Origin of the sequence: Streptomyces sp. MS191 (assembly GCF_008042125.1) — a bacterium.
Lineage (GTDB): Bacteria > Actinomycetota > Actinomycetes > Streptomycetales > Streptomycetaceae > Streptomyces.
Window position 1 is genome coordinate 1,721,483 of sequence record NZ_RDBI01000040.1, and the last position, 13,458, is coordinate 1,734,940.

Here is a 13,458-nt window from a genome sequence, read left to right on the forward strand (position 1 = left end):
GACGGGGTGCGGGGGTCGGCCTCCGGGGAGCCCCACGAGACCCGCTGGTCGCGCTCACCGCCGAACCCGGTCTGGCGGTTGACGTCCGCCTGCCAGGCGGAGGCCGGCTCGGGCGCCGGGCGCTCCGGGGCGAGCGGATCCTCGTCGAAGAAGTGGGGACCGGTCTCCTCGACCGACGGCACGGGTGCCGGTGCGGGGGCCGGGCTCGGCATCGGTGCGGGTCCCGCGGCCGAGGACGGCGCGGGACCCGTCGGCAGGGCCTCGCCGTCCCGCGGCGCGGGCCGGCTCGTCCCGGGCACCCAGGCGCCCCCGTTCCAGTACCGGATGTACCCGGGAATGGACGGGTCCGGGTAGTACCCGGCCTGCGGTACCTCTCCGCCGCCTCCAGGAGGAGTAGCCACTGCCCCGACTCCGTTCCGTTACAACGCTGCTTCGACCATCGGGCCCGCCGGCCCAAGGAGGACAGTAACGAAGAACGCGGCCCTGGGAAGATAGAGCCCGAGAGAAAGCCCGCCTTCGAGGGACATACCGCGATTCCCGCGACTCAGCGTCACGTTCGGGCCGGGGCTTTCCGGTGGGTCTCCGCCCCGGCCCACGCCCCGTCACCCAGCGTGGCGGGCGCCGGAGGTGAGTCCGCCCCGGACCCGCCGTCCCGTCGTGCGGACCCTGCGCGGAGGCTGTGCGGAGGCTGTGCGCATCCCGCGTCGCGGGCCACGGGGAAACTTCCCGAAGAAAGTTCCCGAAGTCGCGTCATGGCGAGCGGGCACCGCTGTCTCTTCCGGTACGGGCCCACGCGGGGCCCCGACCGGAGAGGACGTCGCACCGTGCAGAACACCGAGAACGGCAAGCACGCCGAGAACAACGGGCAGGCCGAGGACGTTACGCACGCGGAGAACGTCGCGCGCGCCGAGGACACCGCGACCGCCGGGCCGACCGACACCTCCGGGCACTCCGTGGTCGAGCGCGAGCTGGAGCTGAAGCTGGTGCTCTCGCCCGAGCGCAGCATCCCCGTACCGGCCCGGCTCTCCTACCGCACCGACGACCCCTACGCCGTCCACGTCGTCTTCCACATCGGCTCGGACCACCCCGTCGGCTGGACGTTCGCCCGGGAGCTGCTCGTCGAGGGCGTCTTCCGGCCCTGCGGCCACGGGGACGTGCGGATCTGGCCCACGAAGGTGGACGGCCGCAACGTCGTGCTGATGGCCCTGTCGTCACCCGACGGCGACGCGCTGCTCGAAGCCCCCGCCACGCAGGTGTCCGCCTGGCTGGAGCGGACCCTGCGCGCCGTCCCGCCGGGCACCGAGTCCGAGCGGCTCGGCATGGACGAGGGCCTCGCCGGACTGCTCGCGACGACCGTGGTGGCCGACGAGCTGTGGCTGCGCGATCCCTGGCCGTCGGACGAGTCTCAGGACGGTGAGGAGTGAGCCGACCGCCTCAGAAGAGCTTGCCGGGGTTGAGCAGGCCGAGCGGGTCGAAGGTCCGCTTGATGCCGCGCTGGAGTTCGAGCCCCACCGGGCCCAGCTCCCTGGCCAGCCACTCCTTCTTCAGCACGCCCACGCCGTGTTCGCCGGTGATCGTGCCGCCCAGCTCCAGGCCCAGCGCCATGATCTCGTCGAAGGACTCCCGCGCCCGTCGCGACTCGTCCTCGTCGGCGTGGTCGAAGCAGACCACCGGATGGGTGTTGCCGTCGCCCGCGTGCGCGCAGACGCCGATGGTCAGGTCGTACTTGCGCGCGATGGCGGACGTGCCGTCGAGCATCGCGGCCAGCTTCGTCCGCGGCACGCACACGTCGTCGATCATCGTCGCCGTCTTGATCGTCTCCAGGGCGGTGAGGGACAGCCTGCGGGCCTGCAGCAGCAGTTCCGACTCGGCGGCGTCCTCCGCCGGCACGACCTCGGTCGCGCCGGCCGCCGCGCACAGCTCCCCGACGGCGGCCAGGTCCTCGCCGGGATCGGGAGTGTCGAACGCGCACAGGAGCAGCGCCTCGGTCGTGTCTGGCAGCCCCATGTTCGCCATCTTGTTGACCGCACGCACAGTGGTGCGGTCCATGATCTCCAGCAGCGAGGGAGTGTGGCCGCGCTCCATGATCGCGCAGACCGCCTCACAGGCGGCGCCCGCCGAGGGGAACTCGGCGGCGAGCACCAGCTGTTGCGGCGGCTGGGGCCGGAGCGACAGGACCGCCCTGACAACGATGCCGAGACTGCCCTCGGAGCCGACGAACAGGCGGGTCAGGTCGTACCCGGCGACGCCCTTGGCGGTCCGGCGGCCGGTGGAGAGCAGCCGGCCGTCGGCGAGGACGACGTCCAGGCCGAGGACGTACTCCGCGGTCACCCCGTACTTCACGCAGCACAGTCCGCCGGACGCGGTGCCGATGTTGCCGCCGATCGTGCAGGTCTCCCAGCTGGACGGGTCCGGCGGGTAGTAGAGGCCGTGCTCGTTCACGGCCCGTGACAGCACCGCGTTCACCACGCCCGGCTCGACCACGGCGATCCGGTCGACCGGGTTGATCTCCAGGATCCGGTCCATCTTGACCAGGGAGAGCACGATGCAGCCCTCGGAGGCGTTCGCCGCCCCGGACAGGCCGGTGCGGGCGCCCTGCGGGACGACCGGCACCCGCAGCTCGGTCGCGACGCGCATGACGTGCTGCACCTGCTCGACGGTGCGCGGGAGCACGACGGCGGCGGGAGTGCCCGCGTCGCAGAAGCTCGCCATGTCCCGGGCGTAGGAGCCGGTCACGTCCGGGTCGGTGTGCAGCGCCTCGGCCGGCAGGCCCGCGCGCAGTCGTTCGTGGAGCCGCGTCAGAAGATCGTCCATGCGTCCAGCCTGGCACCCGGGGCCATCGGTGTGAACCCGCCGGACCTTCGGCTTCGCCGAGCGGAGTGGACGCTTCGTGTGCTCTTCGTACTGCCCCACAGTGACGCCATGAAGCGCGCCATGAAGAGGGAGAAGCTGTCGAGGACGGTCCTCGTCGCCGGGCTGGGCGCGGCGGTCGCGGCCACGGGACTGATGTACCTCCCCGCATTCCTATCGGACCTGTTCGAGGACGGCCCGCCGTCCGCATCCAGCCCCGCCGGGCGGGCGATGATCGCGGTTCAGGCCGGGGCGCCCGCGGCCCTGCCCGATCTGACCGCGCTGATCGCCGACCGGGAGAAGTGGCTGTCGGACCACGAGGACGACGACGCCTCGTGGGCCGTGCTGGGGGCGGCGTACACGGAGCGGGCCGCCCGCCTCGGCGACGCCGCGTCCTACCCGCGGGCCGAACAGGCCCTGCGTCGCTCGCTGGACGTGCGGTCGGCCGCGAGCGGGAACCTGGACGCGCAGCTCGGCCTCGGAGCGCTGGCCAACGCGCGGGGCGAGTGGAAGACCGCCCGGACGTGGGCCGAGCAGGTCCGCGCGGCGAACCCCGAGCGCTGGTCGACGTACCCCGTGCTGATCGACGCGTACAACGGCATCGGGGACTACAAGTCCGCGCAGAAGGCCATGGACACGCTGGAGAAGCTGCACCACGGCGCGACGGTCAGCGCGCGCGCCTCCCAGGTCCACCGCAACCACGGCTGGCGCGAGGACGCCTGGGCGGACGGGGAGGACGCGGTGGCGCGGGCCGGCGCGGTGCCGGAGAAGGCCGCGGCGCTCGCCCGGCTCGGCGACCTGGCGTGGGAGCGGGGCGAGCCGAAGGAGGCGCTCGCCCAGTACGCCGTGGCCCTGCGGCTCGCGCCGGACCAGGGGCCGGCGCTGGCCGGCCGGGCGCGGGCGCTCGCCGCGCTCGGCCGGAGCGACGAGGCGGTGCGCGACTACCGGACGGTGCTGGAGAAGCTGCCCCTGCCGGAGTACATCCTGGAGGCCGGCGAGCTGTACGAGTCGATCGGCCTGGACGGCGACGCCCGGGCGACGTACGAGCGGCTGCGGACGAAGGATTGGCGCAACGGCGCCAACGGCCTGGTGGTGCTCGGGCTGTACGAGGCGGACCACGGCGACCCGGCGGCGGCGGTGCGCAGGTTGAAGGCGGAATGGGCGCGCGGGCACGGGTCCATGCACGTGGCCGACGCGCTGGGCTGGGCGCTGTACCGGGCGGGACAGCCGCAGGAGGCCCTGCCGTACGCGAAGCGGGCGACCGACGAGGGCATGCGCAGCGCGCTCTTCGCGTACCACCGGGGGGTCATCGAGCGTGAGGTGGAGCAGTACGGGCCGGCCCGCCGGCACCTGAAGGAGGCGATGCGCATCAACCCGTACTTCTCGCCGCTGCTCGCGCCGCGGGCGCGGGAGGCGGTGGCGGCGCTCGGCGACCCGCCGGACGACCTGCCGGAGGAGCTGCGCCCGGCGCCGAAGCCGTCCGCCTCGAAGCCGTCCCGGGCGACGGTGGCGGCGGGCAGTCCGCCCTCCGGGGCATCGGCCGGCGGCGCGACGTCGGGTGGCAGCCAGGGGTCCGGCGGCGCGGGGTCCGGGAGTGGGACCTGGGAGGCGCGCGCGCTGACCGTCGCGCCGTGGTGCAGCTTCTCCAGCGTGTCCATGGCCTTCTGCGCGGACTTGTAGTCCCCGATGCCGTTGTACGCGTCGATCAGCACGGGGTACGTCGACCAGCGCTCGGGGTTCGCCGCGCGGACCTGCTCGCGCTCGATCGCCTCGAACAGGGCCTTGAAGTTGCCCTTGCCGAAGCCCATGGAGCCGTGGCGCTCGATCATCTCGAAGAAGACGGTCGGGCGGTCCTGGACCGGCTTGGTGAAGATCTGCAGCAGGTAGCCGTCCTCGTCGCGGTCGACGAGGATCTTCAGCTCGCGCAGGGTCTCGACGGGCACGCGGGTCTCGCCCGCCCACTCGCCGAGGGTGTCGTAGTACGAGTCCGGGGTGTCGAGGAACGAGACGCCCGCCGCGCGCATCGCGCGGACCGTCGCGACGATGTCGTTGGTGGCGAGGGCGATGTGCTGGACGCCGGCGCCGCCGTAGAACTCGAGGTACTCGTCGATCTGCGACTTCTTCTTCGCGATCGCCGGCTCGTTGATCGGGAACTTGACCTTCAGCGTGCCGTCGGCGACGACCTTCGACATCAGGGCGGAGTACTCGGTGGCGATGTCGTCGCCCACGAACTCCTTCATGTTCGTGAAGCCCATGACCTGGTTGTAGAAGCCGACCCACTCGTTCATCCGGCCGAGCTCGACGTTGCCGACGCAGTGGTCGATGGCCTGGAAGGTGCGCTTGGCCGGCGGCTCGACGATCGGGGCGGCCGAGACGAAGCCGGGGAGGTACGGGCCGTCGTAGCCGGAGCGCTCGACGAGGGTGTGGCGGGTCTTGCCGTAGGTGGCGATGGCGGCGAGGACGACGGTGCCGTTCTCGTCCTTCAGCTCGTACGGCTCGGTGATGCCGGTGGCGCCGTGCTCGACGGCGTAGGCGTACGCGGCGCGCGCGTCCGGCACCTCGATCGCGAGGTCGACCACGCCGTCACCGTGCTCGGCGACGTGCTCGGCCAGGAAGCGGCCCCGGTCGGTCGCGACCTTGATGACGGAGGTGAACACGAAGCGGGCGGAGCCGTTCGTGAGGACGTAGCTGGCGGTCTCGCGGCTGCCGTTCTCCGGTCCGGAGTAGGCGACGAGCTTCATGCCGAAGGCCGTGGAGTAGTAGTGCGCGGCCTGCTTGGCGTTGCCGACGGCGAAGACGACCGCGTCCATTCCCTTCACGGGGAAGGGATCGGCCTGCCGCGCCGTGGAAGGGGTGGGGTCGATGGTCATCGAGTTGTCTGCCATAGCGGCAGAGTCCCGCCGATCCACAAGCTGCGCAATAGTTCGTCACAGGGGTGGGCAATCTGTACAGCGACCGGTCAGTATGGGCGGGCTATCTGTACATGATGACCATCAGGAGGTCGCCGTGGCGATCGATCATCTGGACGGCCGCCTGATCGTGCTGCTCGCACAGGAACCGCGGATAGGCGTCCTGGAGGCGTCGCGCCGGCTCGGCGTGGCACGCGGGACGGTCCAGGCCCGTCTCGACCGGCTGCAGTCCAACGGCGTCGTCCGCGGGTTCGGGCCGCAGGTCGATCCGGCCGCCCTCGGCTATCCCGTGACGGCGTTCGCGACGCTGGAGATCAAGCAGGGTCAGGGACAGGACGTGCGGACTCATCTGGCGACCGTGCCCGAGGTGCTCGAACTGCACACGACCACCGGGCACGGGGACATGCTCTGCCGGCTGGTCGCCCGCTCCAACGCCGACCTGCAGCGGGTGATCGACCGGGTCGTGGGCTTCGAGGGGATCGTGCGGGCGTCCACCGCGATCGTCATGGAGAACCCCGTGCCGCTGCGGATCATCCCCCTGGTCGAGCAGGCGGCGGGGGACGAGCCGCGGTAGGACGCGTCCGGGGCGGGGCGGTCGCCGACACGGGGCCCGCACCCGTCCGAACACCCCGGCCGGACGTGCAAAAGAACCTATGCAAAGAACCTCTTGCAACTACTTCTTTGCAACTCTAGTCTTGAGTCATGTCCAAGCCCGAAGAGTTCCTGAGCCGCACACTGGATCCGCGATCCCTGCGCGGACTGGCGCACCCCCTGCGCATACAGCTGCTGCGCGCCCTCCGGCACCACGGGCCGGCCACGGCTTCCCAACTGGCCGATCGGCTGGGCGAGTCCAGCGGCGCCACGAGCTACCACCTGCGTCAGCTCGCCGCCCACGGCTTCGTCGAGGACGACCCGTCCCAGGGGAAGGGCCGGGAGCGGTGGTGGAAGGCGGCCCAGCAGGGGACGTCCTTCGACGCGGCGCTCTACAGGAACCCCGATCCCGAGGTGCAGGGCGCGGTCGAGATCTTCCTGCACGAGATAGCGACGATCCACACGCAGGAGCTGTCGACCTGGCTCGGGACGCGCCGCGACTGGGACGACGTGTGGGCAGGCGCCTCGGACATGAGCGACTTCACGCTGCGACTCCCGCCCGAGAAGCTGCGCGAGCTCAACGAGAGGGTCCACGAGCTCATCGACAGCTACCGCGACGAAGCCGACGCCGAGGCCCCCGACGCCCACCGCGTACGGATGCACCTGCACGCCTTCCCCCAGCGGGAGCGCTGAGCCACGCTCCCGCGCCGCGGTCCGGGCGCCGATCACCCGCCTCGCGGCGACAGGCCGCGGGGTGTGAATCCCCGCACCGCGACGCAGCACGCAGCACGCAGCACGCGTACCGATCCGTGGCCGGCGCGGTCACGGGCACCTCAGTCATGCACGGAAGGAACCGGAGTCATGCACGCCGACATTCACCTCCAGCTGCACCACCTGAACGCCACCGCACTGCACCACGAGGCGGCCGCCTCGCTGCCGTCCACCCCCGTCCGCGTCCAGCTGGGCTGGAAGCTCGTCGAGTGGGGACTCAAACTCGCCGTGACCCCCGCCCGCCCGGGCACCGAGGGATACACGGTCGCGGCATGACCGCGCCGGGGGGACGCACTCCGCTGACGGCCCTCCTGGCCGCCAACGCCATATCGATCACCGGCAACTCACTCACCCTGATCGGTGTCCCGTGGTTCGCCCTCGACCTCACGGGCAGCCCCGGGAAGGCGGGTCTGGTCGCGTTCTGCGCCGCCGTCCCCGTCGTCGTCTCCGCGATCGCCGGCGGCCCGGTCATCGACCGGATCGGGCGCCGCCGGGTCAGCGCCGGCTCCGACCTCGTCTGCGCGCTCGCACTCGCCGCGATCCCGCTCCTGCACCACACGGGGCTGCTCGAGTTCTGGATGCTGTGCGCGCTGATGGCCGTCACCGGCCTGTTCCACGCCCCCGGCGAGATGTCCCGGCACGTCCTCGTGCCCGACCTGGCCCGCCTCGCGGGCACCCCGCTCCCCCGTGCCGCGAGCCTGTACGACGCCGTGGCGCGCGGCGCCAGGATGACCGGCGCCGCTCTCGCCGGCGTCCTGGTCGCCCTCATCGGGGCGGACACGGTGCTGCTCGTCGACGCCGCGACCTTCGCCCTCTCCGCGGCGCTCGTCCTGGCGGGCATACGGAAGGTGGCCACCGCCGAGCCACGGCGCGACGCCACCGGCTTCTCGGTCTCCCGCTACCGCGCGGACCTGCGCGAGGGGTACGCCTTCCTGTTCCGCTCCCGTCTGCTGCTCGGCATCACGCTGATGGTGATGGTCACCAACGGCCTCAACCAGAGCTGGAGTTCGGTCCTCCTGCCGGTGCATGCCCGGGAGGAGCTCGGCGGCTCCGCCGCGCTGGGGCTGCTCGTCGCCGTCTTCGCCGGCAGCGCGCTGCTCGGCGCCCTGCTCTACGGAGCGGTCGGGCACCGGCTCCCGCGGCGGCCCGTGTTCACCGCCGGCTTCCTGCTGTGCGGCGCACCGCCGTTCGTGGTGGCGGCGTTCAGCGACACCACGCCGCCGCTGCTCGTCACCATGGCCCTGGCCGGGTTCGGGGCCGGGGTGCTGAACCCGATCCTCACGACGATCATCTACGAGCAGGTCCCCGACGCCCTCCGCAGCCGTGTCTCCGGTGCCAGCACGGCCGGTGTGCTCCTGACGACGCCGCTGGGCGGGCTCACGGCCGGCCTCCTGATCGAACGGGTGGGGCCGGGCCCCGCGCTGCTCACCGTCGGCGGGGTCTACTTCCTCGCGACGCTCGCCCCGGCGGTCTTCCCGTCCTGGCGCGGGATGGACGCGGGCCCGCCGTCCCCGGCCGGCCCGGTCAGCAGCTCGGAACCTTGTCTTCCAGACCCTGCTCCAGCGCCTTCAGGGACGTCACCGCGTCGCTGAGCGTGGACACGGGGATCAGCCGCATCCCGCGGGGCAGCTCCGCCTGCGCGTCGGAGCACTCGGCCTTCGGGACGAGGAAGACCGTCGCGCCGTCCCGTCCGGCGGCCTGGGTCTTCAGCGAGACCCCGCCGACCGCGCCGACGGTCCCGTCCGGCTCGATCGTCCCGGTGCCGGCGATGGTCCGGCCACCCGTGAGGTCACCGCCGGATCCGTCGCCGTCGAGCTTGTCGACGATGCCGAGCGAGAAGAGGAACCCGGCACTCGGACCACCGATGTCGGCGAGGTGGAGGGTCACCTTGACGTCCTTGGGGTCCAGCTTGAGATAGCCCAGGCCGGCGAGGACGGCGGCGTCCTGCGACTCCTTCATCTGACCGAGGTTGTGCTTCTCGACCTCGGCGTCCGACTTGCCCGGCGGGTAGACGGAGTCGCGCGGCAGGACGGCCCGGTCGGTGCGGAACCAGGCGTCCGCGACGGCGGCGAGGTCGTTGTCCACGCTCGGCCCGGTGGCCACGATCGTCGTCATCAGGAGCTTGCCCTCCGTCTGACGGACGGGCGCGCCGCTGATGGTGATCACCTGCCGGCCCTTGTCCACCCCGAGCACATCGGCCGTCGAGCCGGGCTGCGCGATGGCGTACGGCAGCGGCGCAAGACCGGCGACCGCGAAGAGCGCGGCGACGGGCAGGGCGCAGAGCGCGAGAGCACGGGGACGCGTGAGACTGGAGAGCACGCCACCAATCTACTGGGCGCCCGGTGACCGTCGTCGGGGAGCCACGGACGGCCGGGGCCCGGCCGCATCCGGAGGCTGAGCGCCGGGGAACGTGCGGGCGGGACGTCACAGCCCGGAGGTCACGACCCGGAGGCCGGAGTCCGCGGCGGTGCCGGCCGGAGTCCCTGACCCGGGCGGGGCCTGGCAGGGCCTGTCCGAGAGGCCGTGCCAGGCCGGTCCGGGCATGCCGAAGGGCTGCCCCCGCCGTCAGAGTCCGCCCGGCTCGCGGCGCTGCTTTCGCAACCCGCCGGACAGGACCTAGCGCAGTGCGTGGCGCCGCTGCGCCGCTGGCGCCCGCCTCCAGCTCGCCGTGGGTGAGGGTGAAGCCGGGGTCGATCAGGCTGCCCTGGCGCGCCGCGAGGATGGCGCGGCCGGCCGCGCCGCGGTCCAGCGGGTGCCGGAAGCCGGCCCGGTAGGCCACGTGGTAGTCGGTCCAGGTCGGTTCGACGACCGCGACCGCGAGCGCCTCCGCCCCGTCGACCAGGGTCAGGTGGGCCGTCGCCCCTATGTCCTCGGCGAGCGAGCGCAGCGCGGGCAGCGCCGCCTCGCGCACCAGCGGATGGACCTGGCGGCCCAGCCGGAGCACGCCGAGGCCGACGCGGGCCCGGCCGCCCAGGTCGCGTCGTACGAGGGCGTGCTGTTCGAGCGTGGCGAGCAGACGGTAGACGACGGTCCTGTTGACACCGAGTTTGTTGGACAACTCGGTGACGGTCAGGCCGTGGTCGGTGTCGGCGAGCAGCTTGAGGACCCTGAGGCCCCGGTCGAGCGTCTGGGAGGTTTCCGCGGTCACGACGCCCTCTCCTTCGGAGTGAGTGACGGCGGTCCTTCAAACGAAAGCTGCGACACCGGTCCCGTCGGCGACGCACGTCAGAGGCCGCCGGCAGGCCATGCGCACCGGCTGCGCTCCGCGGCGGCGCTGCCACGGGGCGTTTGCATTGCGGGGGACAGTAGCGACCCACTCCGCTCAGCGGAAGACCTCGTCCAGAATCCGGGCGCGGGCGACCGGATAGAGACGGTTCGGGATCCAAGTCGGTCGGATCGACGACTTCGGTGGACAAGATCGACTATGTCGGTCCCGTGTTCCGGGCCACCCGCGAACCGCGTGGCGAACGGGTCCCACCGGCCCTCCGGCCCTGCCTCCCGAGCGACGAACGGGGCCCGTGCGCCCTCGCGCGCACGGGCCCCACCTGTCCGGAGCTTTCAGGGTTTCCTCAGGTCAGCGCATGCGGGTCGCCCACTCCTGCACCTTCTTGATCCGTTCCCGGATCTGTCCGGCCGTCGCCTCGGCGCTCGGCGGACCGCCGCAGACCCGGCGCAGCTCGGTGTGGATGACGCCGTGCGGTTTGCCGCTCTGGTGGACATACGCGCCCACCATCGTGTTGAGCTGCTTGCGCAGCTCCAGCAGTTCCTTGTGCGAAACGACAGGCCGTCGCTCGGCGGGCAGCTCCAGAAGATCCGCTTCGGTGTCCGGTTTCTTTCGGCTGTGCGCGATCTGCCGGGCCTGGCGCTTCTGCAGGAGCAGCTGCACCTGGTCGGGTTCGAGGAGCCCGGGGATGCCGAGGTAGTCCTGCTCCTCCTCGCTGCCGGGGTGGGCCTGCATGCCGAACTCGGCGCCGTCGTAGAGGACGCGGTCGAAGACGGCGTCGGACTCCAGTGCCTCGAAGGGCAGCATGTCCTGCTCGCCGGTGTCCTCGTCCTGCTGCTTCTCGGCCTCCGCCAGCTCCTTCTCGGACTCGGCGTAGGGGTCCTCCTCGCCGTCCTTCTTCGGCCGGTCGAGGACGTGGTCGCGCTCGACCTCCATCTCGGTGGCGAACCCGAGGAGGTTGGGGATCGTGGGAAGGAACACGGATGCGGTCTCGCCGCGCCTGCGCGAACGCACGAAACGTCCCACGGCCTGGGCGAAGAAGAGCGGGGTCGAGATGGTGGTGGCGTACACGCCGACGGCGAGGCGGGGCACGTCGACGCCTTCGGAGACCATGCGGACCGCGACCATCCAGCGGTCGTTGTTCTCGCTGAACTCGTCGATCCGCTTGGACGCGGCGGCCTCGTCGGAGAGGACGACCGTGGCCTTGGTCCCGGTGATCTCGCGGATCAGCTTGGCGTAGGCGCGGGCGGAGTCCTGGTCGGAGGCGATGACGAGTCCGCCGGCGTCCGGGATGCCCTTCCGGACCTCGGTGAGCCGCTGGTCGGCGGCGCGCAGGACGTTCGGCATCCAGTCGCCGCGCGGGTCGAGCGCGGTGCGCCAGGCCTGGGAGATGGCGTCCTTGGTCATGGGTTCGCCGAGGCGCGCCGCGATCTCGTCGCCGGCCTTGGTGCGCCAGCGCATGTTGCCGCTGTAGCTGAGGAAGATCACGGGGCGCACGACGCCGTCGCCGAGGGCGTTGCCGTAGCCGTAGGTGTAGTCCGCCGAGGACCGCCGGATCCCGTCGTTGCCCTCCTCGTAGGTGACGAAGGGGATCGGGTTCGTGTCGGAGCGGAAGGGCGTACCGGTCAGGGCGAGCCGGCGGGTGGCCGGGTCGAACGCCTCCAGGCAGGCCTCGCCCCAGGACTTGGAGTCACCGGCGTGGTGGATCTCATCGAGGATGACGAGGGTCTTGCGCTGCTCGCAGCGGTTGCGGTGCAGCATGGGGCGGACACCGACACCGGCGTAGGTGATGGCGACGCCCTGGTACTCCTTGCTGAGCGGTCCGGCGCTGTAGTCGGGGTCGAGCTTGATCCCTATCCGCGCGGCCGCGGCGGCCCACTGCTTCTTCAGGTGCTCGGTGGGTGCGACGACGGTGATCTGCTGCACGACGTGGTGGTGCAGCAGCCAGGACGCGAGGGTCAGCGCGAAGGTGGTCTTTCCGGCTCCGGGGGTCGCGACCGCGAGGAAGTCCCGGGGCTGCTCCTGGATGTATCTCTCCATGGCGCCCTGCTGCCAGGCTCGCAGCTTGTTGGCGGTGCCCCAGGGGGCGCGGCCGGGGAAGGCGGGAGAGAGGTGATGGGAGGAGGTGGCGGTAGTAGTCACGGTCTCCGGTTCGACGCTCGTCCAGATATGACAACCGGGCCACCTTACCGGTGCGGCCACCGCGACCCCGCCCGGACGAGGCCGTGGCGGGGGGTCGTGAGACCGTCCTCACAGCCCCCGCAGACGCTCCGCGATGCCCGGAATGTCCCCGAGCGCGCCACCGGCCACGTCGATGACCAGGGCGTACGCCCGGTCCTGGTCCACGTCGGCGAGATCGACTCCGTTGACCGCCAGGAAGACGGCGGCCGAGAGCCAGGCCGCGCGCTTGTTGCCGTCGACGAAGGGGTGGTTCGTGGCGACGGCGTGCAGCAGCGCGGCGGCCTGCTCGTGGAGGTCCTCGTAGGCGCTCCGGCCGAACATCCGCGCCCGCGGCCGGTGCACGGCGGACTCCAGCAGACCGGGCGCTCTGAGCTCGGGCTCCGCGTCGCCGCCGAAGGCGATCGCGGCGACCTCCGTCACCTCGGCGAGCGTGAGGAAGCGGCTGTTCATTCGCCGAGCCTCCGCAGCAGGGAGGCGTGGCGCACCGCCAGCCGGACGGCGTTCTCCCGGACGACGGCCGCCTCCGAGGCCACGTGGCGGCGGAGCGCCTCGGCGGCGAGCTCCTCGACTGCGATGCCGCGGGCATCGGCCAGGTCGGCGAGCTCGTCGCCGACGGGAAGGGTGACGGTCGGACGGATCATGGACCTCAGGCTAAGGGCTGTCCTGCCGATCTCGGGCCGGGAGCCCGGCAGGATCGGCGAGACGCTTCCCGGGGCGGTACCGCTCGCCCCCGGCCGCCGCGCGACCGCCCGGCGGCGCCCCCGCCGGGCCTCAGCCCCGTCGGGGCGGGCCACCCGCCGGCTCGCCCTGACCGGTACGCCCTTCCGCTCCGACACGAACCCGATCCCCTTCGTCACCTACGAGGAGGGCAACGACGGGATCCGGCGGTCCTCGGCGGACTACACCTACGGCTACGGCAACGCCCTCGGCGAC

The 13,458-nt window shown here is 72.1% G+C and carries 13 protein-coding genes and 2 pseudogenes; 7 read left to right on the forward strand and 8 right to left on the reverse strand.

What is annotated here, in order from left to right; genetic code table 11:
* Nucleotides 1-401, reverse strand: a 401-nt coding sequence (locus EAO71_RS14900) for a DUF2510 domain-containing protein (RefSeq protein WP_147979305.1), incomplete at its 3' end; no start/stop codon positions are given.
* Between the two features lie 552 nt (nucleotides 402-953).
* Here EAO71_RS14900 and EAO71_RS14905 point away from each other — a divergent pair.
* Nucleotides 954-1,424: an SsgA family sporulation/cell division regulator gene (locus EAO71_RS14905; RefSeq protein WP_147979306.1), complete on the forward strand. Its 471-nt coding sequence runs from the start codon at nucleotides 954-956 to the stop codon at nucleotides 1,422-1,424.
* A gap of 10 nt (nucleotides 1,425-1,434) precedes the next feature.
* On the opposite strand, the gene EAO71_RS14910 is transcribed toward EAO71_RS14905, so the two are convergent.
* On the reverse strand, nucleotides 1,435-2,814 hold the full coding sequence (locus EAO71_RS14910) for an FAD-binding oxidoreductase (protein ID WP_147978173.1): 1,380 nt from the start codon (nucleotides 2,812-2,814) through the stop codon (nucleotides 1,435-1,437).
* A 666-nt stretch (nucleotides 2,815-3,480) separates the two neighbouring features.
* Between EAO71_RS14910 and EAO71_RS38805 the strand changes: the two genes are divergently transcribed.
* Nucleotides 3,481-4,530 (forward strand): tetratricopeptide repeat protein, encoded by a 1,050-nt coding sequence (locus tag EAO71_RS38805; RefSeq protein ID WP_261992235.1) that lies wholly within the window; start codon nucleotides 3,481-3,483, stop codon nucleotides 4,528-4,530.
* 56 nt (nucleotides 4,531-4,586) lie between these two features.
* Here EAO71_RS38805 and hppD read toward each other — a convergent pair.
* Nucleotides 4,587-5,720 (reverse strand): annotated as a pseudogene (hppD, locus tag EAO71_RS14920) (4-hydroxyphenylpyruvate dioxygenase); the annotation flags it as partial.
* 136 nt (nucleotides 5,721-5,856) lie between these two features.
* Here hppD and EAO71_RS14925 point away from each other — a divergent pair.
* The 4 genes from EAO71_RS14925 to EAO71_RS14940 all read left to right on the forward strand — a co-directional run bounded on the left by EAO71_RS14925 (nucleotide 5,857) and on the right by EAO71_RS14940 (nucleotide 8,713).
* Nucleotides 5,857-6,333: an Lrp/AsnC family transcriptional regulator gene (locus EAO71_RS14925; protein WP_147978174.1), complete on the forward strand. Its 477-nt coding sequence runs from the start codon at nucleotides 5,857-5,859 to the stop codon at nucleotides 6,331-6,333.
* A gap of 128 nt (nucleotides 6,334-6,461) precedes the next feature.
* A complete protein-coding gene (locus EAO71_RS14930) occupies nucleotides 6,462-7,043 on the forward strand; it encodes an ArsR/SmtB family transcription factor (RefSeq protein ID WP_147978175.1) in 582 nt (193 codons plus the stop codon).
* A 168-nt stretch (nucleotides 7,044-7,211) separates the two neighbouring features.
* Entirely contained in the window at nucleotides 7,212-7,397 is a 186-nt protein-coding gene (locus tag EAO71_RS14935; protein ID WP_147978176.1) for a hypothetical protein, read from the forward strand.
* Entirely contained in the window at nucleotides 7,394-8,713 is a 1,320-nt protein-coding gene (locus tag EAO71_RS14940; protein WP_147978177.1) for an MFS transporter, read from the forward strand. Before EAO71_RS14935 ends, EAO71_RS14940 begins: the two co-directional genes overlap by 4 nt.
* Here EAO71_RS14940 and EAO71_RS14945 read toward each other — a convergent pair.
* The 5 genes and pseudogenes from EAO71_RS14945 to EAO71_RS14965 all read right to left on the reverse strand — a co-directional run bounded on the left by EAO71_RS14945 (nucleotide 8,646) and on the right by EAO71_RS14965 (nucleotide 13,166).
* Entirely contained in the window at nucleotides 8,646-9,440 is a 795-nt protein-coding gene (locus EAO71_RS14945) for a S16 family serine protease (protein WP_147978178.1), read from the reverse strand. The two genes, EAO71_RS14940 and EAO71_RS14945, sit on opposite strands and share 68 nt — an antisense overlap.
* Nucleotides 9,441-9,750: 310 nt before the next feature.
* Nucleotides 9,751-10,269 (reverse strand): annotated as a pseudogene (locus EAO71_RS14950) (IclR family transcriptional regulator); the annotation flags it as partial.
* A gap of 426 nt (nucleotides 10,270-10,695) precedes the next feature.
* Nucleotides 10,696-12,486: a DEAD/DEAH box helicase gene (locus EAO71_RS14955; RefSeq protein ID WP_147978179.1), complete on the reverse strand. Its 1,791-nt coding sequence runs from the start codon at nucleotides 12,484-12,486 to the stop codon at nucleotides 10,696-10,698.
* A 108-nt stretch (nucleotides 12,487-12,594) separates the two neighbouring features.
* On the reverse strand, nucleotides 12,595-12,975 hold the full coding sequence (locus EAO71_RS14960) for a type II toxin-antitoxin system death-on-curing family toxin (protein ID WP_147978180.1): 381 nt from the start codon (nucleotides 12,973-12,975) through the stop codon (nucleotides 12,595-12,597).
* A complete protein-coding gene (locus EAO71_RS14965; RefSeq protein WP_147978181.1) occupies nucleotides 12,972-13,166 on the reverse strand; it encodes a hypothetical protein in 195 nt (64 codons plus the stop codon). Before EAO71_RS14965 ends, EAO71_RS14960 begins: the two co-directional genes overlap by 4 nt.
* On the opposite strand from EAO71_RS14965, the gene EAO71_RS14970 reads away from it, so the two are divergent.
* Nucleotides 13,165-13,458 (forward strand): hypothetical protein (locus EAO71_RS14970; protein WP_147978182.1); only part of this gene is annotated, 294 nt, incomplete at its 3' end. The genes EAO71_RS14965 and EAO71_RS14970 overlap by 2 nt on opposite strands.